A 23,599-nucleotide genomic window follows, 5' to 3' on the forward strand; every position below is an offset into this window, starting at 1 on the left:
TTGATAAAATGACAAAAGAAGAATTTTTATTTCATCTACATGGAGCAAGCTTAATAGCTTTAAAATTTGCTGAACGATATGTCAAAGATAAATTAGAGACAGATTTTAAATACAATGTAATTCTTAGTGTAAGTACGGATGATCCTAGCTTAACACAGTTTGATCTATACCCAGAAGATCAGGGAACAATAAAATTAGATTTAACTGATACCGAAGTTGTTGATCTACTATATCGAAAAAATAAAGTTCCAGTTTGGATTGATATTAGTGTTTTAAAATCAAGTAAAAAAAGTACTACCTTTAATCTATTATGTGCTGGAAGATATACTGATAATAAAGACGAGTATTATTATAACAGAAATGGTTCTGGTCCTTTTGGAATAAAAAGTCCAAATTTCCCTTTAGATTATGTTGAAGGAGAGAAATTTAGATTGCACGATAATTTTTTATTTTCACTGAAAGACTTTTTTGTTTCCTTCATTAAATTTATAAAATAGAAAAACAATTTCGTTCCAATACAATTCTTCATTTATTGTAAGTAAAAAAGACTATTTTAGTACGTTGTAAAACTGACCTAAAACTAACCAATTTTAAGCTGAAGAAATGAAGATTTCAGACGATTTAGAAAAACTATTGCCATTTGGCTATCTCTTTTTGATTGTAATGGGAATACTAAAAGACAGTATTTATTATTATCAATTCGGAATTAATATCTTAAGGTATTCTACTATTATGGACGTTTTAATTAGTCCGATTGCTGAATTTACCTCAAACCCAATTATTCTTGGAGCCATAATTATACTTTTTTTGGTGCATTTTTATCTTCCTTCTTTTTTAGCGAAGAATAAAGATTTGGCCTTTGTAAAAAGATCTTTTGAACTAAAATCGACTGATGCATTATCTCCAGAAGAAACTAAAAGCTACTATAATGGCATTGCCATAAAATCACTTATACTTTTTCTGTTGTCTTTTTTTCTTGGCTATGGTATGGCAGGAGGTTATTTTACTAAGAAAAAGCTAAAAGAAAACAAATTGGATTACAGCTATCAAATGGATTTTAACGAAGGAGAATCTAAAAACGTTTTTGTTATTGGAAACAATAGTTTGTACTACTTTTATTTTGTCAAAGGAGATAAAAAAGTAAAAATTACTCCGCTGGCCGCTATAAAAAACATTGAACTCGTTGAGAACAGAATGATTGATTAATTATTGTTATCTAAAAAAAGCTTTATGAAAGATCACAGAAGGTACAGCAATAAAACCAAAGCTGCTTTTATATTACTAGTTGTAATGCTTATCATTCTGCTTGGTAACTTTAATACGTTGCGAAATTCTAAAAACGTAAATGATAATATCAATGCTATTTACAAAGACCGATTGGTTGTGGCGCATTATATTTTTCAATATTCTAAAGAACTTCATTTTATAAAAGCTGAAGCTGAAAAATTAGATTTAAGCGATAATATCAAGAAGGATGAAATTATTCACACCTTAGACATTATTCATAATATTGATGATTTGTATGCTAAAACGGTTTTAACAAATAAAGAAAAACAGTACTTTGATGCTTTTTTACTTTCATGCAAAGAAATCAACAAACAGGTTGAAAATAAAGATTGGAAGAAAATAGCCAATTCGAGTGCACAAGCATTAAAAACTCTCGAATCTCTTTCGCAAATTCAGATTGAAGAAGGAAAAGCAAAACTTGCTGTCGCAAATGCTATGTACAGCAGAAACAATGTACTTGGCCAACTTCAAATCGCATTGCTGATTATTTTAGGAGGCATTACTTTTTATTTATTAATTATAAAGAAAATAAAAAGGACGGTAAAAATTCCTGAACCGCCCTCCATGAATTAAATTTCTTAAAGTTTTCTTTCTTCTTCTTTTATTGAAAGATCATTGATACTGGCAAAACGTTTTTGCATCAAACCATTTGCATCAAACTCCCAGTTCTCATTTCCATAGGCTCTAAACCAGTTTCCTTCAAGATCTTGATATTCGTACTCAAATCGAACTGCAATTCTATTTTCGGTATGCGCCCAATATTCTTTTTTAAGTTTATAATTTTTCTCCCTTTTCCATTTTTGCGTTAAGAACTGTACAATTTCTTCTCTTCCGTTTACAAATTGATTTCTGTTCCTCCACTCGCTGTCAATCGTATAGGCTTTTGAAACTCTTTCTGGATCCTGACTGTTCCAAGCATCTTCTGCTAATTGAATTTTCTCTATTGCTGTTTCATACGAGAAAGGCGGCAATGGCAATTTCTGTTCCATAATAATTAGATTAAAGTTTGGATAATTTTCTTAGTTTGCTCAATAAGTTGATTGGATTTGAAAAGTTGACTTTCTATAATGCAACTCTCAAAAAGCAGATACACGTGATCTGATAAAAGAGTATCATTTAAAATTTCGGTAAAATAGACGCGTAAATCAGCTTTATGGTTTTGAATTACGTTTAAAATTTTAATATTATCTGATTGAATTTCTGATAGAATATTTAGAAAACTGCAACCTCTAAAATTTTCCTTTTTATTCATATAAATTAGGAAATCAAAAGAAGCTAAAATTTTTAGTTTTCTCTCCTCTTCTTTGGATGTAAACTTCTGCAATTCTTCAAACCAAAAGAAATGACGCTGATTTAAAAAGGCCACGCACAAATCCTCCTTAGATTTAAAATGCTGATAAAAACTTGCCTTTGCAACTTTTGCCTCTTGAATAATTTGATTGATGCCCGTAGCATTATAACCCTGTGTGTGAAATAAAGTAAATGTTTTTTCTAATATTCTTTCTTTTGGCAGCATAACATCTTAATTTATATCTGCAAATATAAAAAACATTTTAAAAAAAACAGACAAGTCTGTCTATTTTATTTTGAAGACAAAAAAAATCCAAAACTCGTCAGTTTTGGATTTTGATATTTTAAAAATTGGAATTTAAGAATTCTAAAGAATTATTATCTGCTCCATTCAGCGATACTATCTTTATTCAATTTTACGTAATCGGCGTTGTTTGCCGCTTCAGCAGATGCTAGAGAAGCTTTTGCTGTTTCGATTGCTCCTTTTTTGTCACCTTGTTTTGCTTGAATTTGAGACTTCAATCTTGTTACGTAATACGGTTTATCTGAACTCATATCAAGCGCTTTGTCTATATAATTTCTAGCCGTTTCAATATTTCCATTTGATTGGAATAAATATTGAGATGCTGCAAAATAATCATTCCAAGTTGGACCAGCCAAAGTTTTATCGATACTAGCTGTAGCAATTTTAGCTGTTGGAACTTCAAATTTTAAAGATACATGAGAATTTTCCCAAGCGATATCTAAATATCCGAAATTAGGATCTAATCCGTTGATTCCTATTGTAAAAGTTTCAATTGGAGTTGGCAAAGCATCTTCTTTAACTGTAGTTTTTAAAGCTACGTACGAATCGCTCCAGTTTTCTGGCAATCCCCAGTTATCAGTAGAAAGATAGAAAATGATATCCCAACTTTCGATTCTAGGAACTGTATAAATTGCATATTTTCCTTTTTTTAGCGTTTTTCCGTCTATAATTACGTCATCGCTAAAATTAATAATAGTATTTTCATTAGCTCCAGTTCTCCATAATTTTCCAAACGGAACTAAATTTCCGAACACAGCTCTTCCTCTTGCTCCTGGTCTTGAATACGTAACTTCAACATCAGTTAAACCAACAGTTTGTTTGATATATCCTTTTGGACTTGCTTGTGGAGTTTTTACTTGCGCTTCTGATGCTAATGGCGCTAAAATCAAGGCTAAAGCAATAAGTAGTTTCTTCATTATTTTAAGTTTTATTTTTTATCCAAATTTACAAATTCAATTAGGGAACAAATGTTAAATTTAATATAATTCAGTCCTTTAACTGTGATATTTTTTTAGCATTCAATTCGTTAAAATGTTCTATAACTAAATCAGCTTCAGATAAATCTTGAAGATGAGAATGCTCGCTATTGTATCCTATACAATAAATTCCTGCGCCTTTTGCTGCTTTTATTCCATTTGTACTGTCTTCAATAATAACGCATTCTTCTTTTGGTGCAACAGAAAGAGAAGCCGCATGAATAAATATCGCTGGATTAGGTTTTGATTGCGGAAAATCTTCTCCGCTTACAATATGCGTAAAATACTGGTGCAGATTGAATCTTGTAAAAACGCGATCGATAGTGACTTTTGAAGCCGAAGAAGCTAAAATTAATTGCATTCCGCTGTTGTACAAATCTTTAATCAAATCTTCAACACCATCCAAAAGATGTAAATCTTCTTTAGTATCAAAAGCTTCATTAAAAATAGTTCTTTTTCGCTGAATCAAATCTTCCACTTCCTGCTCTACAGTAGGGAAATAACTTTTTAAAGTTTGAAATGTATTTCGAGTCGAAAATCCAGTAAACGTAGTGTACATTTCTTCTGGAACTTCGATATTCAATTCTGAAAATTGTAAATAGTAGGCATAACGATGAACTGGCTCCGTGTCAACAATTACGCCATCCATATCAAAAATTACTGTTTTAATCATTTTTTTAAGGTTCTGAGGTTCTGAGATACTAAGACTCTAAGGTTTCTCTCTTTTGCATCTAACTTTGACAAAGTTTTGAACTTTGTCAAAGTTGTTTTAAGTTCTATATTATAAGTTCAAGAAATTAAGATTCAACATTCTAGCTACAAAAAACTTAGCAACTTAGAATCTTAGCATCTTAGAACCTTATTTTTTAAGCAAATGTCTAATCACTGTTTCGGCAGCGTGCAAGCCAAATAATCCTGGCATATAGCTGTTTGTTCCGTAAAATGACTTTTTAAAGTTTTTACCGTCTGTTAATTTTAAGCTTTTTTCGTCTTGAATTTCAGAAGAGAAAACCACTTTCAATTTATTGATTTTTACTTCTTTTAAACGCTTACGGACTGTTTTTGAAAAATAACAGTTAATCGTTTTTGATATATCTGCTACTTTAACTTTAGAAGCCAACATTTTTCCTCCTGCTCCCATGCTGCTAATGATTTTTACTCTTTTGCGTTTTGCAGCAATAATCAGGTTTAATTTTGGAGTAATACTGTCAATACAATCTAAAACATAATCAAATTCTGGAGAAACAATCTCAAAAGCACGCTCTGGCGAAAGAAATTCCTGAACACGAGTTAAATTCAATTCCGGATTAATATCCATCAATCGATCGCCGACAATTTTAATTTTTGGCTGTCCAACTGTAGAATGTAAAGCTGGCAATTGACGGTTAATATTCGTAATATCTACAACATCTCCGTCTACAATTGTCATGTTGCCCACTCCTGCTCTTGCTAAAAATTCAGCCACAAAAGATCCAACTCCTCCTAGCCCAACGACTAAAACATTAGATTTTTGTAAATTTTCTAATCCTTCTTTAGTAAACAAAAGCTCTGCTCTTTCTGTCCATTCTGCCATATATTCTCTTTTTAATTTTTTTGTTTCAGGTTTATAGATGTTTCAGGTTTCAAGTTTCAAGTTTTTTCGTTGTCAGGGTGAGCGAAGTCGAAGCCCTAATTGGAGCGCCCTTCGACTTCGCTCAGGGTGACAAACTTTGAACACAAAAAATCTTTACTCTATACTCTTTATTCTATACTCTTTATTCTATACTCTTTATTATTGTCCAAATAACTTTCTATAATTACTTAAAATAACGTCTTGTAATTCTTTTAAATTTAATCCTTTATATTCTGAAGCTAATTCATAAACTTGTTGAATCGATTCTTCAATGGTATCGGTTTCTAAGAAAAAACGATCATTTGGAACATTCTGGAAAACCGTTTTTAAATCTGGATTTTTCAATAGATATTTTCCAAACGAAAGATAAAATCCAGCTGCAATTAATTGCTCTGCCAGTTGATTATTTTTTGAGAAGCCATGAATAATAATTGGAACTCCTATCTTCATTTTTTTCTTGATTGCCATTACTTCCTGAAAAGCCGCAACGCAATGAATCACTACAGGTTTATTGAATTTTTCTGCTAATTCCAATTGTTTTTCAAAAACTGAAATCTGCAAATCAAACGGAACTTCAATTCTTTTATCCAAACCGCATTCGCCAATTGCCAAACAGTTTGGAGTTTTCAGTTTTTCTTCAATAATTCTCAAATCTTCATCAATTCGGTTTTCGTCAATGTACCAAGGATGAATTCCGATAGAATAAAACGAAATCGTCTCATCAAAATCTTTTGGATACTGATTAACCAATTCTACAACATTAGATTGATTGGTAAATTGATGTGTATGAAAATTAAAATATTCCATTAATGAAACGCTTTTACTCCTGCTTTAATTTCAATTTTCAAATCGTTTTCCTGTGGTACAAGCGGACAAGAATACTTGTAATTATAAGCGCAATACGGGTTATAAGCTTGATTAAAATCGATTGCTATTGTATTTCCTTTCGGAATTTCTAAATCAATATAGCGGCCTCCAATATAGCTTTGCTTTCCACTTGTTAAATCTGAAAAAGGCAAGAAAAGATGATTTTTGTATTTTTCTTGAACGATAAGTTCTAAACTTTGGTAAACGGCAAGTTTAAAGGTTTTTCCATTTATTTTAAAGTTTAAAGTTCCATATTTAATATACTTTGGAGTATAATTTCCTGAAGTTTTCATTTCAAAAACTTTTCCCCCTTTGGCTTTTTCCAAAGTGGCAGTTACAAAATAAGTTTCTGAAATAGGAAAAAATTCTAAGCTTTTAAAGGTTTTCAAATCTTCAGCCATCAACGGACTTGTCTTAGGATCAGCAAACTCGGTATTGATTTTCTTTTGAAATTTTTGAACATCGGTCTTATTGAACTTTTTTTGTGCAAAGCCAAAATTAAATACCAACAATAAAACAAGGGCGTTTATAGTTTTCATCTTAGAAATTTTCTGCAAAAATAGTTCAAAAGTAACAAAACAGCAACCACTTAACGAGACAAAGTTTCCTAACTTTGTGACGATAATTTATCAAACAAAATGCTTAAAACAGCCTTAACTCACTACATTAACAACTTTCGAGGTTTTACCAGAGAAGTTTGGATTCTTGCTATCATCACTTTTATTAACCGCGCTGGAACAATGGTTCTTCCTTTTTTATCTAAATATTTAAAAGAAGATCTTCATTTTACCTATAACCAAGTCGGATGGATTATGGTGGCTTTTGGTTTTGGATCTATGCTGGGTTCTTGGCTTGGCGGTAAATTATCAGATAAAATCGGGTTCTATAAAATCATGATTTTTAGTTTATTCACTAGTGGCGTTTCGCTATTTTTTGTTCAATATATTACCACTTTCTGGGCGCTTTGTGCCGCCATGTTTGTTCTTATGACGATTGCAGATATGTTTCGTCCTGCTATGTTTGTGTCTCTGGGGGCTTATGCCAAACCCGAAAATCGTACTCGTGCCCTTACGCTTGTGCGTCTTGCTGTAAATCTTGGTTTTGCAGCCGGACCAGCGCTTGGAGGTTTGATTATTATGGGAATGGGCTATTCAGGTTTGTTTTGGGTTGACGGAGCTTCTTGTATTATTTCGATTTCAATCTTTGCTTTATTGGTAAAAGAAAAGAAAAAAGCAACGCATGATGATAAAACGGAAAGTGCTACCGATGTAAAATCGGTTTTTCACGATAAAATTTTCTGGGTTTTCTTGTTTGTAAGTTTCATTACGGCAATGATTTTCTTCCAGTTATTTACTACACTACCTTTATATCATAATGAGAAATTCGGCTTAAGCGAATTCCAAACCGGTTTGTTAATGACTTTAAACGGACTATTAATCTTTACTCTAGAAATGCCAACAGTTGGATTTTTAGAGCGAAAAGCTTTTCCGAAGATTAGAATTATCATCGTTGGATCGTTTGTTATGGCGAGCAGTTTCTTTTTACTTCTAGTTAATTTTTGGGCCGGAATTTTGGTTGTGAGCATGGTTTGCATTTCGATTGGAGAAGTGCTTACTTTCCCTTTTTCTAACGCATTTGCATTAAGCCGCGCACCACGCGGACAAGAAGGCCGATACATGGCACTTTATACAATGAGTTTTAGCCTTGCCCATATTATCAGTTCTAAGCTAGGATTTGAAATTATTACCCGATTCGGCTATCAAATTAACTGGCTTTTTATGGCCTGCATCGGAGTTGTTGCAACGGGATGCTGCATTTGGATTAAGAACGCTTTGACCAACGAGAAGATTTCATAAAAAAACTTTTGACTTTCTAAACCCTTATCATTCAATTTATTACCATTAAATTTGAATAGCATTTCTGCGTTCAAAACTGAAAGCAAACTTAATTTTTAGTTAAATAACTATTTTTATAGTTGCATAACTAAAAAAATAGTTGTAGGTTTGAATTAAAATTAGAGAAGATGCAGAAGTTAACAAACAAAGAAGAAGAAATCATGATGATTTTATGGAAGCTAAAAAAAGCTTTCGTAAAAGAAATCCAAGCCGAAATAACAGAAGATCAGCCACATTACAACACATTATCGACTATTGTGCGTAATCTGGAAGAAAAAGGATATGTTGATCACAATGCTTTTGGAAATACACATCAATACTTTCCAATTGTGGCAATTGAAGATTATAGAAAAGGATTTATGAAAACCGCTATCGATAATTACTTTAACAGTTCTTATAAAAGTATGGTTTCCTTTTTTGCTAAAGAAGAAAAAATTTCAGCAGATGAATTGCGTGAGATTTTATCAATGATCGAAAATAAAAACGAAAAAAAATAATCAGTTTATGGAAGCAGTTTTCATTTACATCGCCAAATCAAGCAGTTTAATGCTAATGTTTTATTGTGCTTACTATTTTTTACTGCGCAAAGAAACATTTTTCAACAGTAACAGATGGTTTCTTTTATCTGGCTTGGTAGTATCAGTAATTTTACCATTATTGACTTACACAAAAGTAATATGGATTGATGCTGCTCCTAATTTCGATACCAACATCCAAACAACATTAATAAATAACTCAGACAGCGAATCGGTAGAATTTAATTGGAATTATATTATTCTTGGCTTATATGGGATTGGTCTTTTAGTTTTTCTTTTAAAACTGGCAATTGACTTTTATAGTTTGAATGCTATTATAAAAGGAAAAAAAATCAAACAACAAGCCGATTTCAAATTCGTAGACATTAACGAGAACATCGCGCCTTTCTCCTATTTTGAATATATCGTGTACAACTCATCACTTTACACAGCATCAGAATTAGAAAGCATTTTGGAACATGAAAAAGTGCACAGCGATCAAAATCATACTTTTGATGTATTGGTTTCGAGAATCTTCAGTATCATTTTCTGGTTCAATCCGATCGTATGGCTTTACAAAAAGGCAATCACTCAAAATTTGGAATTTATTGCTGATAGTGAAGCTTCTAAAAAACTTTCGGACAAAAAAGCATATCAATACACGCTTTTAAAAATAACAACGCACGAAAACTGTGTTGCAATCACCAATCATTTTTATCAATCATTAATCAAAAAACGAATTGTCATGTTAAACAAAAATCAATCAAAAAAGAGGAATTCCTGGAAGTATTATCTTATGCTTCCTGCACTTGCCACATTTGTTTTATTATTTCAAGTTGAAGTAATTGCGAAAGAGAAACCGCAAATTATAAAAGAAAACGATTCAAATATTGAATCTGTAGATGTTTTTAAAATCAGTAAAAATTCTACAGATGCCGAATTAAATGAAATCAAGAATAATTTGAAGAAAAACCACAATGTGAAATTTGAAATGTCAGAAATTAAGAGAAATGACTCGGACCAACTGACATCTATTACAGTCGATATAAAGAAAGGAAAACAACATTCAAAATCCATTCAAAATTCGGATAAAGCAATAAATGAATTCGGAGTAATTATTATTACTTATAAAAATGGCGATAAAAAAATAGGAATTCAGACTGTAAATAATTCTAATGACAAAGAACCTAAAAAAGCAATTAGCAATAAACTAAAAACCGAAACCAATGTTAATACTAATTCTAATACTAGTACAAAAACTAACAGTAATAGTAGTGCAAATTCTAGCACTACTGTAATTATTGATAAAGATAATAATACGGTTATTACGACTTCTTCTGATGAAGGAACATCTGTTGCTGTTTCAAATGGTGTAAAAACGAATGTAAAAACAGGTTTTCCGCTTGTCATTTTAGATGGAAAAGATATGCCTGCTGATTTTGATATGAACAGCCTTCCTCCTAGCACGATTAAATCGGTAAGAGTTTTTAAAAGCTTAGATGCTGTAGCTTTATTTGGTGAAAAAGGCGAGCATGGTATTGTCGAAATTAAAACCAAAAAATAAAAAGTTTTAATCTTTTAAATCACTGAGAAATGCAAAAACTGACCAATAAAGAAGAAGAAATCATGCATATTTTATGGAAGCTGAAAAAAGCTTTTGTAAAAGAAATTCAAGCAGAGATTTTAGAAGATCAGCCACATTATAATACTTTGTCTACCATTGTTCGCAATCTGGAAGAAAAGGGATATGTTGCACATAATGCTTTTGGAAATACACATCAATATTATCCAGCTGTAAGCATCGAAGACTATAGAAAAGGGTTCATGAGCACTGCAATTGACAATTATTTTAATAGCTCATACAAAAGCATGGTTTCTTTTTTTGCTAAAGAAGAAAAAATCTCGGCCGACGAATTGCGAGAAATATTAGACATGATCGAAAATCCAAAAGCAGGTAAGTAATCAAAATAGTTATGGAAGCACTTTTCATTTTTATCTTAAAATCAAGCGGGTTATTAGCAATGTTTTATTTTGCTTACATCTTTTTACTTCGCAAAGAAACTTTTTTTAACAGTAGCCGCTGGTTTTTAATGGCGGGATTAATCACTTCTGTGGTATTGCCTTTTGTAGTTTATACGAAAGTGATTTGGGTTGAAGCGCCTCCAGTGCCAGCGCCAGATCCAATAATTACAACTACAACAACGGATGTATCGAATATTCCAACTTCAAATCATGAAGTTGCTGTTTATGACACTCAGCATAAGCCTACAACTGTTTCTGTTATTGAAGAAGAAAATTTTGAAATCAATTGGACTTTGGTTGCAGCTGTCGTTTACGCAATTGGCTTCTTAGGCTTCATGATCAAATTTGCGCTTGATTTTTACAGTCTGAATTCTGTTTTAAAAGGAAAAAAGATTGAACAGCAGGAAGATTTTAAATTTATCGATGTTAATGAAAATATAGCTCCTTTCTCTTATTTCGATTACATAGTATATAACTCATCACTATATACTTCGTCGGAATTGGAAAGTATTTTGGAGCACGAAAAAGTGCACAGCGATCAAAAGCATACCATTGATGTTTTGATTTCTAGAATCTTTTGCATTCTATTTTGGTTCAACCCAATTATCTGGCTTTATAAGAAAGCTATTCTTCAAAATCTTGAATTCATTGCAGATAGTGAAGCTTCTAAAAAAATTGCCGACAAAAAAGCGTATCAATACACACTTTTAAAAATCACAACACACGAAACTTGTGTTGCAATCACCAATCATTTTTATCAATCATTAATCAAAAAACGAATTGTCATGTTAAACAAAAATCAATCAAACAAAAGAAATTACTGGAAGTATTCGGCAGTAATACCTGCTCTTGGTGCGTTTGTTCTTTTATTTCAAATAAGAACCATTGCACAAGAAAAGAAACAAGCTGAAGTTGCAACAATCCAAAGAGACACAGTTAAGAATACAGAGCAAACAATCAAAATTACTAAAAACACGACTGATAAGGAATTAAATGAATTGCCAGGCCAATTAAAGGCAAATCATAATTTGGATGTCGAAATTTCGGATGTAAAAAGAAATACAAAAGAAGAATTGACTGGGATTCAAATCAAAGTAAAATCGGATTCTGGTAAAAAACAAATGATCAGAATTGACGGAGACGAAGCTATTAAAGACTGCGAATTGGCAATTGGAACAAACGAAAATGGATCAAAAGCTATTGTAATTAATACCGATGGAAATTTCAAAACACCAATGATTATCAAAAACAACAAAGTTATTGTTCGCACTTTTGGCAATGGAGAATCTGATGTTGCAGCTCCTACACCTCCTACTCCGCCAGCATTTCCTTCAGGACCAATGCCTCCTGTTCCAGCAATTGATATGTCAAAAATGCCAAAACCTCCTGTTGCTCCAAAAAATCCAAAAGACAAAGTAGCAATGGCTAAATTTGAAAAAGACATGGAAGCATTTGGAAAACAGATGGAAGCGTTTGAGCCTCAAATGAAAGAATACGAAAAGCAAGTTGAAGCTATCATGTCGCAAAGAGCAGAAGTTTATGAAAAAGAAATGGCGAAATATGAAATTGCTATGGAAAAATTCAGCGCAAACATGGAAAAGTTCAACTACGACTTTAACTTCAAATTCGGAGACGATTCTAAAGACTATGAAAATAGCATGAAACAATACGAGCAAGACATGAAACAGTATGAGCTTGATATGAAACAACATGCTAAAGATATGAAGCAACATGAAAAAAACATGAAACAGCATGAAAAAGACATGAAGCAGCGTGAAAAAGAGATGAAAGAAATGGAAAAGCAGAATAAAAAAGCTTAATCCTGATGAGAGCCTTACTTACTGTCTCTTTACTATTCGTTCTTAATTTATCTTTTGGTCAAAAAAACGCTGACAAATCAACAGAACAAAAAATTGACAATTATATAAAAGAAGTAATAGCAATTAATGAAATTCCCGGTGTGGCATTGGCAGTAATAAAAGATGGTAAAATTGTTTATGAAAAATATTTTGGAAAAGCTTCTATAGAAGACGATAAAGCAGTGGATAAAAACACTGCTTTTAAAATTTTTTCGACTACCAAATTAATTACCAATGTTGGGATATTTCAACTTATTGAACAAGGAAAATTATCACTCGAAGACCCTATTTCAAAATATTTAGAAAACACTCCAAAAGAATGGCAAGAAGTAAAAATTAAAAATTTGCTTTCTCATTCTTCCGGGCTTCCTGATGTTGTTAGGTTTCAAGAAATTCCAATAACGGCGCCACTTGACGAAAAAATAGCTTTACTGTCTCAAAAAACAATGGATTTTAAAACAGGAAATCAATATCGTTACAATCAAACTAATTATTTGTTTCTGGCTAAAATTATCGAAAGAATTACGGGTTTGACTTTTGAAGAATATATTTTACAAAATCAGTTTCCTTCTGTAAAATCAGGTGTTTATTTTTCATCCAATTTTGGCGAAACGGTACCCAATAGTGCTTCTAGATACAACTATGATGATCAAACAAAGAAATACGTTAAAAGCACCTCAAACTTTGGCACCGACGCTCATTCTGCAAACGGCTTAAATATTTCTTTGCCGAATTTTATTCTATGGAATGAAAACCTCGATAAAGGCGTTTATCTTCAAAAGGAAACCAAAAGCAATATGTGGAAACCGTTTCCGTTTGCCAACACCACAGATCGTTTTGCTTTCGGATGGGAAATTGTACCGGTTAATAATGTCCTTTCATGCGGCTTTACTGGTGGCAATGAAACTGCTTTTAGAAAATTTACGGATCGTGATTTAACGATAATCTTTTTATCCAATGGGCATAAATATTCGGGCTTATATGTACAAAGTCAAGTAATTAATCATGTGGCTTCGATTGTAGATAAAACACTTACAGATGAATTTTTACTAGCTGGAGAAAAAATCAATCAGAATTTTTTAAAATTAGATTTTACAAAGGCGCAACAGAATTATTTAGCCATAAAAAAGAATCATCCAGATTGGGACTTTGAATATCGACTGAATGTTATTGGCTATACATTAATGGATCACGGAAGATTGCATGACGGAATAAAAGTTTTAGAACTTAATGCAAAAGAGAATCCAAAATCTGGAAATGCATTTGATAGTTTGGCTGATGGCTATTTTAGAAATAATCAATTGGCACTTTCGAAAGAAAACTACCAAAAAGCATTATCTCTTTCTCCAGACAACAATAATGCAAAAGAAATGCTGGAGAAAATCAACACAATGTTAGCGAAGTAATCTATACTTCTCTTTAATAAATAAAAAACATATTTACGAAAATGAAAAAGCTCATTATACTCCTGTTTTTATGTTTTAGCTTTTCAATTCTAGCGCAGAAGAATACCGCTGAAAAAAGTATTTTTACTGCAATGGACAAAACAGCTTCGCTTTTAATAGGAAAGTCAAAAGCTAATTCTATTTCAATTGGAGTGGTTAAGAATGGAAAAACCTATACGAGACATTACGGTGAAATTGATAAGGGAAAAGAAAACGTTGCGAACAACAACACTGTTTTTGAAGTTGCCTCTATAACCAAACTATTTACAGGTTTACTGACTGCTCAAGCAGTTTTGGAAGGAAAATTGAATCCAGACGATGATATTAGAAAATATATTACGGGCTCTTATCCAAACTTAGAATATAACGGAACTCCAATCACTATTAAAGATTTGGTTTCTTTTAGAACTGGTTTTGATAAAGATCTTCCAGATACTGCCGAATTAAGAAAAAACAGAAACGACAGTAGTTATTTGGCTTTTAAAAAAATGGATGAAACGTATAGTCGTGAGAAGTTTTTTGAAGATCTTAAAACTATAAAATTAGACACTTTACCAGGTACTAAATTCAAATACAGCAACGGAAGTCTTAATCTTACGGCTCATATTTTAGAAAACGTTTATGGGAAAAGCTATGAAATGCTTTTGAAAGAAAATATTTTTTCAAAACTTGACATGCAATCAAGCGGTATAAATTTAAGTCCAAATACTGTTATTGCAAACGGCTATAATCTAAAAGGCGTTCTAATGCCTAACATTTCAGACAACCTTTGGGGCGCCGCTGGAATGCTAAAATCTACTTTAGGTGATTTGACTAAATTTATTGCTTATGAGCTTAATACAAAAAATAAAATTGTTCAGGAATCGCAACGAAATCTGTTAAATAGCCCAACAACTTGGAACGGTTATTTCTGGGATTATATTCAAGTAGATGAAAATGGAAAAAACTGCTGGAAACACGGTGGTGCTTTTGGAACTCAAAACATGCTGGTTGTTTATCCAGAACGCCAATTAGGAATTTCAATCATCGTAAATATAAGTGATGAAAATACTGGCAATGCACTTGGTGAAGCCATTACAAGACTCTCTAATGATTTATTGAGCGAAAACAAAAAGCAATCTGGTATTTACGGTTACAAGATCGTCAACGATAATGTTGTATTTGTTTATGAACATGATAAGAATTTAGATCAAAATTTGGTTAAAAGTGTTTCTATAGCGGGTTCTTTTGACCAATGGAATCCGAATGATCAGAATTTTCAAATGATTCAGAAAAGTAAAAATACATTTGAATTATCGGTCCCAAAATCAAAATTTGAAAAAAATAAAACACATCTTTTCAAATTTGTCATCAATAAAACGGGATGGATGGAAGCTCCCAAAAATGCCATAAATCGTGAAACCGAAGGCGACGAAAATCTGATTCTCAAAATTTAAATACTTTTACATTTTACTACCCAAAAGACTTTGCTTCAAACACAAAGTCTTTTTTTTATATCTTTGAACAAACAAATCTACTATGTATAAATTATTAGCTAAACTAAATAAACTACTTTTGCCAAGCTTTACCAAAAAGGGTCTAGATATTTCTAAGGCTACGAAATGGCAAATGGCTATTATTGGTTACCGCGCCTATGTTACAAAAAGAGCATTGGACAATTAATTTAGAATACATTTTATTATCCGACAGCAATTATTTTTTATGATTCTGTCTTATTTTTTATGAAAAACCGAGAATTCAGCCTTCCTCCTGTTCCAGCAGTATTATTAGCTATTATTAGTGTTCAATGTGGGGCTGCAATTGCCAAAACACTATTTCCTACAATCGGCGCAGCTGGTACGGCATCTATGCGTATTGGTATTTCGGCGTTAATTTTATTAGTGGCTTACAGACCAAATCTAAAAGCGATAACTCCGCAACAATGGAAAATTGTAATTCCGTATGGTCTGTCGTTAGGGGCCATGAATTTAATTTTTTACCTCGCAATAGAAAAAATTCCAATTGGCCTAGCCGTAACTTTAGAGTTTGTTGGACCTTTAATACTCGCTATAGCAGGTTCAAAACGTTTGGTTGATTATTGTTGGGTAATGCTGGCAGCAATTGGCATTTTATTAATTGCACCATGGACAAACGATCGCTTAGATCCTATCGGAATTATATGCGCACTTCTCGCTGGAGCATTCTGGAGTGCTTATATTGTTTTAGGAGGTAAAATTTCGAAAATAATGAACGATGGAGATGCCGTTACAACCGGAATGTTGTTTGCGGCCATTTTAGTCTTGCCTTTTGGTTTTCTAGAAAGCGGATTAAACAATCTTACTCCAAAATTATTCGGAATGGGTGTTGCTCTTGCGCTTTTGTCTAGTGCAATTCCGTTTACTTTAGAAATGAAGGCTTTAGGAAAACTTCCACCCCGCACTTTTAGTATATTAATGAGTCTAGAACCAGCAGCAGCTTCTATTTGCGCTTTTATATTTCTTCAAGAAAATTTAAACTTCTACGAAATTCTAGCTGTAGTTTGCGTTATAATTGCTTCTGCAGGAAGTACTTTGACCGCTAAAAAATAATACTAGAAAAATCTCAAAATAAAAATTCCAAATTCCAAGCTTAAATTGGAATTTGGAATTTCTTTTTTGGAATTTGAAGCTAATTATTTTTTTGGAAGCAAAACAGCATCTATTACATGAATTACACCATTTGACTGATTAACATCTGCAATGGTTACTTTGGCTTTACTGCCATTTTCGTCAGTAATATATAGGTCTTTGCCTTTCATCCATGCCGTAAGGGTTCCACCGCTTACTGTTTTAATCGTTGCTTTTCCTTTTCCGTCTTTTATTGCTTTTGCAATATCAGCAGAACTCCATTTTCCCGCTGCTACATGATAAGTCAGGATATTTTGAAGCATTTTTTTATTCTCTGGTTTCAATAACGTCTCTACAGTTCCTTTTGGCAATTTATCAAAAGCGGCATTAGTTGGAGCAAAAACAGTAAACGGACCTGCCCCTTTTAATGTTTCAACTAAATCGGCTGCCTTTACTGCGGCTACTAATGTGGTGTGATCTTTTGAATTAACAGCATTTTCAATAATATTTTTATTCGGATACATCGCTGCTCCACCAACCATTACTGATTTTTGTGCATTTGATGTAAATGCAAATCCTAAAGCTAAAACTGCAAGAGCTAAAAATTTTCTAGTTTTCATATTTATTGTTTTTAAGTTATAAGCTCATTTACGCAGGAAAAAATGTTTTGGTTTTAAATTAAAACAAATTAGTTTCGAAAAAGAAAACTATATCTTCCTAAGTACTAGCAAAACAAGGCTTTAGTAGATTTAAATTTTATTCTAAAAATTTTAAAAATACATGAATTTTGCTTTCTTTTTATTATTAAATTTAAATTCAAAACTATTCTTTATGAAAAATTTACCACAGAAAGTACGAAGCAAAAAGTTAAGTTCGAGAGTAGATTTAACTGCAATGGTTAGCGTTTCGTTTTTGCTGATTATATTTTTTATGGTTGTTGGGGAATTGTCGAAACCCAATGGCGCAAATTTGAATCTGCCAGATACTGATATTACATGTGGTCCTACTGGTCATATCAAAGGAAATCGCTTGTATACAATTTTGCTAGATGACAATAACAAAATAATCACCTATTCTGGAATTTTATCCTATCCACTTGAAATTCCTAAAGAATTTGAGTTTGGAAAAAAAGGTATTAGAGAAGAAGTTTTCCTTAAAAAGAAACAGATACAAGAATACATGACATCTGTAGGGAAGCCTGAAAGCGGAATAATTGTTATTATAAAACCAAGCTCAAAAAGTAATTTTCAAAATCTAGTTGATATTTTGGATGAAATGGCAATTGCAAAAATCGATAGATATAGTATTGAAAATGAATTCATGCCCGAAGAAAAAAAACTGTTAGCTTCAAACTAAACCTATAAAATTTAGAATTATGCAAAATCTTCCTAAAAAAGTCAGAAGTAAAAAATTAAATTCTAGAGTAGATTTAACTGCTATGGTCAGCGTTTCGTTTTTGCTGATTATATTTTTTATGGTTGCCGCCGAATTAAGAAAGCCAAAAATAATGGATCTGAGCTTACCTGAAAAATACGTAGATGATGAATGGAATCATGTTATTAGTTGTGGTAGTGGCACCAATTTACGCACTATAACAGTTTTATTAGATGACAATAATAAAATTATTACCTATACTGGTTTTTTATTTAATCCGCTTAAAGAACCGAAAGAAATAAATTATGGGAAAGACGGAATTCGAAAAGAACTTTTTAGTCAAAAGAAAACAATTCTGGAATATTCAACAGCAATGGGAAAACCAAAAAATGGTCCAATTGTCATTATAAAACCAAGCAAAAAATCAAATTTTAAAAATTTGATTGATATTTTAGACGAAATGGCAATTGTAAATATTGATACGTATACAATTGTAAATGATTTTACACCAGAAGAATCTAAATTATTAGCTTTAAAATAAAGAGATCACTGTCAAAGTTTTCAAAATCGTTCGAACTGGTTTTAGGAAATAAAAATATACTAGAAATTTTATTATTTTATAAAATAGGCAAATAGAATACTCTAGTTTTTCTTTGTTATGAAATTGTAGTATTTTTACTAATTATTTAAAAAGTGATTAGTAAATGAGAAGAAAAATAAATAAAAAGACCAACGATCTTAAGTCAGTTTTATTTGCTATAAATTGTGTTTTCTATATGGCACTAATATTTTTAATATATATAAGCCAATTACAAAGACCAAATAGTTTAGTATATTATTTTACAAATTGTTCTAATAGGGAAAATTTAACGAATTGTATTGTAACACATGAGAATGGGATTTTCACTAATGAAAATGGTTCGCTTCTTCCTGCCCAAAATTTTGTATTTATATCGTTGTATAAAGATAAAATATTTATTTCCAGACCATACTTTATAGACTCAGAAAATGTAATTAAAACATACTATGGAAGAAATGGAATTAGAAAAGAACTACAAAAAATTAATTCCGAAATAAAACAGGAATCAACTAAATTAAACATGTCAATTAAAGGAACTGTAGTAATTATCAAACCAACTAAACAAAGTACTTTACAAAATCTTGTTGATATTCTAGATGAAATGGCGATTGCAAAAATTGGAACATTTACCATTGCTAACAATTTTACTCCTTATGATTCAAGTTTTTATCTTCAAAACAATTAAAATCTATCACTTTCAAAAAAAGGTTCTCGACTCCGCTCAAATTGACAAACGAGCCAAACTTGAAACCTGAAACTTTAAACCTGAAACAAAAAAAATCCCACATTTGCTGTGGGACTTTCTATTTAAATCTTAATGAATTTCATACTTGAACTTCCTTTATCTGATTTTACCCTTATAAAGTAATTACCCGTTTTTAGCTTAGAAATATCAATATTTGAGGTTGTTTTTGCGTTTGGAATGGCTATTATTAATTGCCCTAAAATATCATAAATCTCAAAAGATTGTATCGTTATATTCTCATTTTGAGAAATATTTAAAATTTGATCTGATGGATTTGGATATAAAATCAAGTATCTCGAAAAATTAAAATCTTGAGTTGAAAGAGTACTAGTTTTAAATGTTGACGTCGCTTTATTGGTCAGAATTGGGAAATTATAATCAAAATAAATATTGGCATCATTAGTAAACGAATCCCCAACTTTTAATGTTGGTTTTGTTTTTATTTTAAAAGCAATATATCCATCGTTACTCGCATCATCAAAAGGAAGATTAATATTTTCAAAAATAAATTCAACTTTATTTCCTTCCGAAATTTTAGTTACAAAAGAATGGCTTGAACTGGTTGGTATTAAGGTTGAAATATCAAATTTATTCAAATCTATCATATCTTTAACCACAATATTTTCTGCCGGATATGTTCCAGTATTTTCAAAACGAATCATGTAATGAACATACTCTCCTATTAAACTTGGTGTAATTACAGAACCCTCTAAACAAGTTTTGTCATTTGGATCATAAGAACCTACAACAACCTGGCTTAAGGTGAATGCATTGTCTAATGGTAACTCATCTACTCCATCTGATTTTATTGTACCCGTAAAACTTAAGGTATCTCCATTATTGATCGCAGGTATTTCGGTTGGAGAATTTACATTGAAAGTGAAAACTATTTCTTTGCTTTCAAATGGTTTTAAGTTATTAAAATTCCATGTTAGTTTATTGTTTACCTGAGTTGAAGTTGCGGGCGTTGACTGAATTAAATCCAAAACACTGTCATTAAAAGCTAAATCAATCGATCCAGACTGCGCAACATTCCCTTTATTTTTATAAAAAACTTTGTACTTCGCATCAAACCCTGGTCTTGCTTCTTCTAAAGGAATTAGAACTATTTCTAAATCTTTACGAATCCCATTAGGCACCAAACAAAAATCTTGTAATATAGGTGTTGTTTGAGAATCAATTTTGACATTTAAACTTGAAGGAGAAATTGTAAAATAATCAGCACATTCTAATTTTGGTACAATCTCAAAATTACCCTCTTGAATTGGGAAAGTGTAAAACCCGCTATCATCAGATATTACAGCTCCTTCAGTTGAACTGCTTTTAATTTGAAATTTAAGATTTGGAACATTTAGGTCAGAAATTTCGCAACCATTATTATTAGCATCTAAACGGGTATTTCCTTTCATAAAAGCGTAAGTGCCATTTGGAGTAAAACTGCAATATGAATTTACGTGGCAGTTAAAATACCCTAAACGATATACCTCATTCTGAAAAGTTTTAACCCTGCTCTCATCAACACAAATGTATTTTAAATTAGGATTGCTGCTGATATAAAAACTTATATAGACATCTTTATTTAAATTGCTCAAAAACAAAGAAGTTAACTTTTCATTTTGAACACAATTAAAACTTGAAAGCTTTGTCAAATTATTTAAATCTAGTATGGTAAATTTGTTTCTTAAACACATTAAATAATTAATATTAGGACTTCCAGAAACATCCAATTCATCCAATAAGTTATCAGAACAATCCAGCTGTACTAGATTATTTAGATTGGTAACGTTGATATTCTTAATTTCATTATATGAAAAATCAAGCTTTTCTAATTTTCTAAAATCTGAAGTATGTAAACTCGTTAATTTATTTTTAGTACATCGAAGTTCAATCAAATTGGCTAGTCCTTGAATATCTAGATTTGTAAGTTTGTTTTCACTACAATCTAAAAATTCTAAACTTTTTATATTTTTAAGATCTAAAGAACTAACTGAATTGTTAAACAGCTCAATTCTATTTAGCAATGGCAAACTAGAAAAAGTAACCTCTGTCAAACTATTGGATCGTCCGACAATTACCTCCTTGAGGTTTGGGTAATTTGAAATATCTAAGTTTGTTAAAGCTGTAGAGATTAACGATAGCTTAGCCAGCTTTGGGCAATCTGCATATTTAAGAGAATGAAAACCATTATAAGCAACATAAATCTCTTCTATCTTGCTGCATCCTGTTACATCTAAAGTTTCCAATCTAGAATTATTATCATAATACACTCCTCTTATATCTATGCATCCGCTCAAATCTAATTTTTTTGTTCTTATGGTGTAAGCGTTTAATTTCTTACATCCAGATGCATTAACACTTTCTAACGGAATAGTATTCAGTCCGGTAAAAGTGGTAAGGTTTGGAGAATTTGATACATCAACATGCGATACAGTACTGGTTCCTAAATACAGATCGGTTAAAGCGGGAAGAATTCTTAAATCGAGTACATTTAAAAAAGTTACATACTCAAAGAAAACAGAGCTTAATACTGGATTATTATTAAAAACCATTTTATCAATACTTGCAGAAGTTACCTTAAATGAATTTAACTTACTGCAATTTGTAACGTCTATATTATCAATTATTCTTGATTTAACTTCACAGGTTAATAAATTAGAGCAGTTTTCTAAATTCAAATTTACATTACCGTAAGGAGTGTACGTAACCTTTGTTAAATAAAAGTATTTTAATCCTGTACAGTCACTTAAATTGATTAGCTCTAAAGGATTGCTAATGGATAGATTTTCCAATAATACACAGCCAGATGCATTCAGGCTCTTTAAAACTGAATTACCCACGCCAAATTCAAATGTTTTAAGTTTACTTAAATTACTCACGTCTAAACTGGCAAGTTTATTATTTGTACAGTCAAATTCTTCGAGATTAACAGCTTGCTTTATAGCAATATCGGTTAAAAGATTATTAGAACAGTTTAACTTTTTTAAACCAGTAACTCCTGTAGTATTAATAGTCGCAAGTTTATTGCCACTGCATTGTAAGCTTACAAGGTCACTAAACCCAGACAGATTTAGACTAGTCAATAAATTTGCATTACAGCTAAGCTCCTGAATCTTTTTCCCTGAAAAAGACAAAGTGGTCAAGCTATTATTTCCAACAGCTACTTTTTCAAGATTAATGCAATTAGTTAAATCTAACTCTTTTAGAAGATTATTGCTAACTGTCAAAGTTTTCAAATTTGAACAATCTAATAAATTAAGCTTTTCCAAACTAATTCTACCGCAAACTAAACTTGTAAGAGCAGAACAATATGACAGATCCATTTCAACAGCTCCAAAATTTGTCATCTTAATATCGGTAAGACTTTTACAATTCTTAAGATTTAAAGTACGAGCATATCCACCAACCTCAGTCCCTGACAATTTGCTTAATTTAATACAATTTTCAGCATTCAGATTTGTAATTTGACTGTTAGCCACAGCCAATTCCTCTAAACTGCTGCAACCTGAAATAGTAGCACTCGTTAGTTTGTGATCCATTACGCTTATATACTTTAAGCTTGTACAATTTGACGCATTAAGAATAGTTAAAGGATTGCCATAAAAGGTTGCATTTACTAATTTAGTTAAGTTTGAAATATCTAAGTTTTGAATATAATTACTTTCTAAACTCAAACTTTCAAGATCTTTAAAAGATTTAACATTAAGAACAGTTAATTTATTCTTAGCAATTGAAAGATTTTTTAATCCTGTTAGAAGTGTCAAATCTAATGAAGTAATTAAATTATTACTGCACTCTAAAATTTCAATTTTGGATAATCCCGCTAAATTTAAAGAAGTAATTGAGTTGTTTGCGCATCGGAGTGTTTTAAGATCTTTTAGTTCTGAAACGTTCAAACTAGATAAGTAACATGAGTTAACGTCTAGCTCTGTAAGATTGACAAACTTTAAAATTCCGGTAAGATCTCTAACGTTAGAAGAATTAATTTTTAAGGATACAATTGGAAGAAGCTCAGATTCTTCAATTTGATTGTTTTCATTAGCATCAACTTTTAAATAATTTCCATTAACATCTTTTGCAACGGAAAAATCTGTAGCAGATTTGAGCAAAGATTCTCGAAAATAAAGATCTGGAAAGGTTACAACTTGGGCATTTAAACCATTAAAAAAGCAAAAAAATAAAATTAAAAAGTAGAGTTTCTTCATATGTGGCATTTTCATACAAAAGTAACTTTTTAAGACAATA

At 31.5% G+C, this 23,599-nt stretch carries 24 protein-coding genes; 15 read left to right on the forward strand and 9 right to left on the reverse strand.

Annotated elements, in window-relative coordinates:
• Window positions 1-8: 8 nt before the first annotated feature.
• The 3 genes from AC3Y25_RS23270 (at window position 9) to AC3Y25_RS23280 (ending at window position 1,860) form a co-directional block, all read left to right on the forward strand.
• A complete protein-coding gene (locus AC3Y25_RS23270) occupies window positions 9-497 on the forward strand; it encodes a hypothetical protein (protein WP_489904403.1) in 489 nt (162 codons plus the stop codon).
• A 106-nt stretch (window positions 498-603) separates the two neighbouring features.
• Window positions 604-1,206 (forward strand): hypothetical protein, encoded by a 603-nt coding sequence (locus AC3Y25_RS23275; protein ID WP_379801074.1) that lies wholly within the window; start codon window positions 604-606, stop codon window positions 1,204-1,206.
• A 24-nt stretch (window positions 1,207-1,230) separates the two neighbouring features.
• Window positions 1,231-1,860 carry an MCP four helix bundle domain-containing protein gene (locus AC3Y25_RS23280; RefSeq protein WP_489904404.1) on the forward strand — a complete coding sequence of 210 codons (630 nt, stop codon included), beginning with the start codon at window positions 1,231-1,233 and terminating at the stop codon, window positions 1,858-1,860.
• A 5-nt stretch (window positions 1,861-1,865) separates the two neighbouring features.
• Here AC3Y25_RS23280 and AC3Y25_RS23285 read toward each other — a convergent pair whose 3' ends face one another.
• The 7 genes from AC3Y25_RS23285 to AC3Y25_RS23315 all read right to left on the reverse strand — a co-directional run bounded on the left by AC3Y25_RS23285 (window position 1,866) and on the right by AC3Y25_RS23315 (window position 6,876).
• Window positions 1,866-2,276, reverse strand: a complete 411-nt coding sequence (locus AC3Y25_RS23285; RefSeq protein ID WP_428239205.1) for a DUF1348 family protein — start codon at window positions 2,274-2,276, stop codon at window positions 1,866-1,868.
• A gap of 5 nt (window positions 2,277-2,281) precedes the next feature.
• Complete coding sequence (locus AC3Y25_RS23290; RefSeq protein WP_489904405.1) at window positions 2,282-2,803, reverse strand: TetR/AcrR family transcriptional regulator; 522 nt, start codon at window positions 2,801-2,803, stop codon at window positions 2,282-2,284.
• Window positions 2,804-2,955: 152 nt separating this feature from the next.
• On the reverse strand, window positions 2,956-3,798 hold the full coding sequence (locus tag AC3Y25_RS23295; protein WP_489904406.1) for a DUF2911 domain-containing protein: 843 nt from the start codon (window positions 3,796-3,798) through the stop codon (window positions 2,956-2,958).
• A gap of 70 nt (window positions 3,799-3,868) precedes the next feature.
• Window positions 3,869-4,531 (reverse strand): HAD family hydrolase, encoded by a 663-nt coding sequence (locus AC3Y25_RS23300; RefSeq protein WP_250836214.1) that lies wholly within the window; start codon window positions 4,529-4,531, stop codon window positions 3,869-3,871.
• A 186-nt stretch (window positions 4,532-4,717) separates the two neighbouring features.
• Window positions 4,718-5,431 carry a tRNA threonylcarbamoyladenosine dehydratase gene (locus AC3Y25_RS23305; protein ID WP_489904407.1) on the reverse strand — a complete coding sequence of 238 codons (714 nt, stop codon included), beginning with the start codon at window positions 5,429-5,431 and terminating at the stop codon, window positions 4,718-4,720.
• 198 nt (window positions 5,432-5,629) lie between these two features.
• Window positions 5,630-6,277, reverse strand: coding sequence for a TatD family hydrolase (locus AC3Y25_RS23310; RefSeq protein ID WP_489904408.1), 648 nt, complete (start codon window positions 6,275-6,277; stop codon window positions 5,630-5,632).
• On the reverse strand, window positions 6,277-6,876 hold the full coding sequence (locus AC3Y25_RS23315; RefSeq protein WP_489904409.1) for a DUF1684 domain-containing protein: 600 nt from the start codon (window positions 6,874-6,876) through the stop codon (window positions 6,277-6,279). The genes AC3Y25_RS23310 and AC3Y25_RS23315 overlap by 1 nt, the downstream gene beginning before the upstream one ends.
• A gap of 99 nt (window positions 6,877-6,975) precedes the next feature.
• Here AC3Y25_RS23315 and AC3Y25_RS23320 point away from each other — a divergent pair, with 99 nt between their 5' ends.
• The 9 genes from AC3Y25_RS23320 to AC3Y25_RS23360 all read left to right on the forward strand — a co-directional run bounded on the left by AC3Y25_RS23320 (window position 6,976) and on the right by AC3Y25_RS23360 (window position 16,640).
• Entirely contained in the window at window positions 6,976-8,193 is a 1,218-nt protein-coding gene (locus AC3Y25_RS23320; RefSeq protein WP_489904410.1) for an MDR family MFS transporter, read from the forward strand.
• Window positions 8,194-8,360: 167 nt separating this feature from the next.
• On the forward strand, window positions 8,361-8,729 hold the full coding sequence (locus AC3Y25_RS23325; RefSeq protein ID WP_427873839.1) for a BlaI/MecI/CopY family transcriptional regulator: 369 nt from the start codon (window positions 8,361-8,363) through the stop codon (window positions 8,727-8,729).
• Between the two features lie 7 nt (window positions 8,730-8,736).
• Complete coding sequence (locus tag AC3Y25_RS23330; RefSeq protein ID WP_489904411.1) at window positions 8,737-10,311, forward strand: M56 family metallopeptidase; 1,575 nt, start codon at window positions 8,737-8,739, stop codon at window positions 10,309-10,311.
• 29 nt (window positions 10,312-10,340) lie between these two features.
• A complete protein-coding gene (locus tag AC3Y25_RS23335) occupies window positions 10,341-10,709 on the forward strand; it encodes a BlaI/MecI/CopY family transcriptional regulator (protein ID WP_095931144.1) in 369 nt (122 codons plus the stop codon).
• Between the two features lie 11 nt (window positions 10,710-10,720).
• A complete protein-coding gene (locus tag AC3Y25_RS23340; protein WP_489904412.1) occupies window positions 10,721-12,589 on the forward strand; it encodes a M56 family metallopeptidase in 1,869 nt (622 codons plus the stop codon).
• Between the two features lie 5 nt (window positions 12,590-12,594).
• Window positions 12,595-14,034 carry a serine hydrolase gene (locus tag AC3Y25_RS23345; protein ID WP_427873843.1) on the forward strand — a complete coding sequence of 480 codons (1,440 nt, stop codon included), beginning with the start codon at window positions 12,595-12,597 and terminating at the stop codon, window positions 14,032-14,034.
• Window positions 14,035-14,075: 41 nt separating this feature from the next.
• Complete coding sequence (locus tag AC3Y25_RS23350; protein WP_489904413.1) at window positions 14,076-15,509, forward strand: serine hydrolase; 1,434 nt, start codon at window positions 14,076-14,078, stop codon at window positions 15,507-15,509.
• Between the two features lie 82 nt (window positions 15,510-15,591).
• Window positions 15,592-15,735 carry an SsrA-binding protein gene (locus AC3Y25_RS23355; protein WP_095931140.1) on the forward strand — a complete coding sequence of 48 codons (144 nt, stop codon included), beginning with the start codon at window positions 15,592-15,594 and terminating at the stop codon, window positions 15,733-15,735.
• Between the two features lie 59 nt (window positions 15,736-15,794).
• Window positions 15,795-16,640 (forward strand): EamA family transporter, encoded by an 846-nt coding sequence (locus tag AC3Y25_RS23360; RefSeq protein ID WP_489904414.1) that lies wholly within the window; start codon window positions 15,795-15,797, stop codon window positions 16,638-16,640.
• 83 nt (window positions 16,641-16,723) lie between these two features.
• Here AC3Y25_RS23360 and AC3Y25_RS23365 read toward each other — a convergent pair whose 3' ends face one another.
• Window positions 16,724-17,278 carry a fasciclin domain-containing protein gene (locus AC3Y25_RS23365; protein WP_250836226.1) on the reverse strand — a complete coding sequence of 185 codons (555 nt, stop codon included), beginning with the start codon at window positions 17,276-17,278 and terminating at the stop codon, window positions 16,724-16,726.
• 211 nt (window positions 17,279-17,489) lie between these two features.
• Here AC3Y25_RS23365 and AC3Y25_RS23370 point away from each other — a divergent pair, with 211 nt between their 5' ends.
• From AC3Y25_RS23370 to AC3Y25_RS23380, 3 genes are all read left to right on the forward strand, one after another.
• Complete coding sequence (locus AC3Y25_RS23370) at window positions 17,490-18,014, forward strand: ExbD/TolR family protein (RefSeq protein WP_489904415.1); 525 nt, start codon at window positions 17,490-17,492, stop codon at window positions 18,012-18,014.
• A gap of 19 nt (window positions 18,015-18,033) precedes the next feature.
• Window positions 18,034-18,573, forward strand: coding sequence for an ExbD/TolR family protein (locus tag AC3Y25_RS23375; protein WP_489904416.1), 540 nt, complete (start codon window positions 18,034-18,036; stop codon window positions 18,571-18,573).
• A 163-nt stretch (window positions 18,574-18,736) separates the two neighbouring features.
• Window positions 18,737-19,297 carry a hypothetical protein gene (locus AC3Y25_RS23380; RefSeq protein ID WP_489904417.1) on the forward strand — a complete coding sequence of 187 codons (561 nt, stop codon included), beginning with the start codon at window positions 18,737-18,739 and terminating at the stop codon, window positions 19,295-19,297.
• Window positions 19,298-19,419: 122 nt separating this feature from the next.
• Here AC3Y25_RS23380 and AC3Y25_RS23385 read toward each other — a convergent pair whose 3' ends face one another.
• Window positions 19,420-23,559, reverse strand: coding sequence for a DUF7619 domain-containing protein (locus AC3Y25_RS23385; protein WP_489904418.1), 4,140 nt, complete (start codon window positions 23,557-23,559; stop codon window positions 19,420-19,422).
• Between the last annotated feature and the right edge of the window lie 40 nt (window positions 23,560-23,599).

It is taken from the genome of Flavobacterium sp. LK-23 (assembly GCF_058135255.1).

Bases quoted from the DNA above. Each gene is read 5' to 3' on its own strand.
- AC3Y25_RS23370 (WP_489904415.1), top strand. From the start codon at position 17,490: ATGAAAAATTTACCACAGAAAGTACGAAGCAAAAAGTTAAGTTCGAGA.
- AC3Y25_RS23290 (WP_489904405.1), bottom strand. From the start codon at position 2,803: ATGCTGCCAAAAGAAAGAATATTAGAAAAAACATTTACTTTATTTCAC.
- AC3Y25_RS23385 (WP_489904418.1), bottom strand. From the start codon at position 23,559: ATGAAGAAACTCTACTTTTTAATTTTATTTTTTTGCTTTTTTAATGGT.
- AC3Y25_RS23295 (WP_489904406.1), bottom strand. From the start codon at position 3,798: ATGAAGAAACTACTTATTGCTTTAGCCTTGATTTTAGCGCCATTAGCA.
- AC3Y25_RS23335 (WP_095931144.1), top strand. From the start codon at position 10,341: ATGCAAAAACTGACCAATAAAGAAGAAGAAATCATGCATATTTTATGG.
- AC3Y25_RS23365 (WP_250836226.1), bottom strand. From the start codon at position 17,278: ATGAAAACTAGAAAATTTTTAGCTCTTGCAGTTTTAGCTTTAGGATTT.
- AC3Y25_RS23325 (WP_427873839.1), top strand. From the start codon at position 8,361: ATGCAGAAGTTAACAAACAAAGAAGAAGAAATCATGATGATTTTATGG.
- AC3Y25_RS23285 (WP_428239205.1), bottom strand. From the start codon at position 2,276: ATGGAACAGAAATTGCCATTGCCGCCTTTCTCGTATGAAACAGCAATA.
- AC3Y25_RS23360 (WP_489904414.1), top strand. From the start codon at position 15,795: ATGAAAAACCGAGAATTCAGCCTTCCTCCTGTTCCAGCAGTATTATTA.
- AC3Y25_RS23305 (WP_489904407.1), bottom strand. From the start codon at position 5,431: ATGGCAGAATGGACAGAAAGAGCAGAGCTTTTGTTTACTAAAGAAGGA.
- AC3Y25_RS23280 (WP_489904404.1), top strand. From the start codon at position 1,231: ATGAAAGATCACAGAAGGTACAGCAATAAAACCAAAGCTGCTTTTATA.
- AC3Y25_RS23375 (WP_489904416.1), top strand. From the start codon at position 18,034: ATGCAAAATCTTCCTAAAAAAGTCAGAAGTAAAAAATTAAATTCTAGA.
- AC3Y25_RS23300 (WP_250836214.1), bottom strand. From the start codon at position 4,531: ATGATTAAAACAGTAATTTTTGATATGGATGGCGTAATTGTTGACACG.
- AC3Y25_RS23330 (WP_489904411.1), top strand. From the start codon at position 8,737: ATGGAAGCAGTTTTCATTTACATCGCCAAATCAAGCAGTTTAATGCTA.
- AC3Y25_RS23270 (WP_489904403.1), top strand. From the start codon at position 9: ATGACAAAAGAAGAATTTTTATTTCATCTACATGGAGCAAGCTTAATA.
- AC3Y25_RS23310 (WP_489904408.1), bottom strand. From the start codon at position 6,277: ATGGAATATTTTAATTTTCATACACATCAATTTACCAATCAATCTAAT.
- AC3Y25_RS23340 (WP_489904412.1), top strand. From the start codon at position 10,721: ATGGAAGCACTTTTCATTTTTATCTTAAAATCAAGCGGGTTATTAGCA.
- AC3Y25_RS23345 (WP_427873843.1), top strand. From the start codon at position 12,595: ATGAGAGCCTTACTTACTGTCTCTTTACTATTCGTTCTTAATTTATCT.
- AC3Y25_RS23315 (WP_489904409.1), bottom strand. From the start codon at position 6,876: ATGAAAACTATAAACGCCCTTGTTTTATTGTTGGTATTTAATTTTGGC.
- AC3Y25_RS23380 (WP_489904417.1), top strand. From the start codon at position 18,737: ATGAGAAGAAAAATAAATAAAAAGACCAACGATCTTAAGTCAGTTTTA.
- AC3Y25_RS23355 (WP_095931140.1), top strand. From the start codon at position 15,592: ATGTATAAATTATTAGCTAAACTAAATAAACTACTTTTGCCAAGCTTT.
- AC3Y25_RS23320 (WP_489904410.1), top strand. From the start codon at position 6,976: ATGCTTAAAACAGCCTTAACTCACTACATTAACAACTTTCGAGGTTTT.
- AC3Y25_RS23275 (WP_379801074.1), top strand. From the start codon at position 604: ATGAAGATTTCAGACGATTTAGAAAAACTATTGCCATTTGGCTATCTC.
- AC3Y25_RS23350 (WP_489904413.1), top strand. From the start codon at position 14,076: ATGAAAAAGCTCATTATACTCCTGTTTTTATGTTTTAGCTTTTCAATT.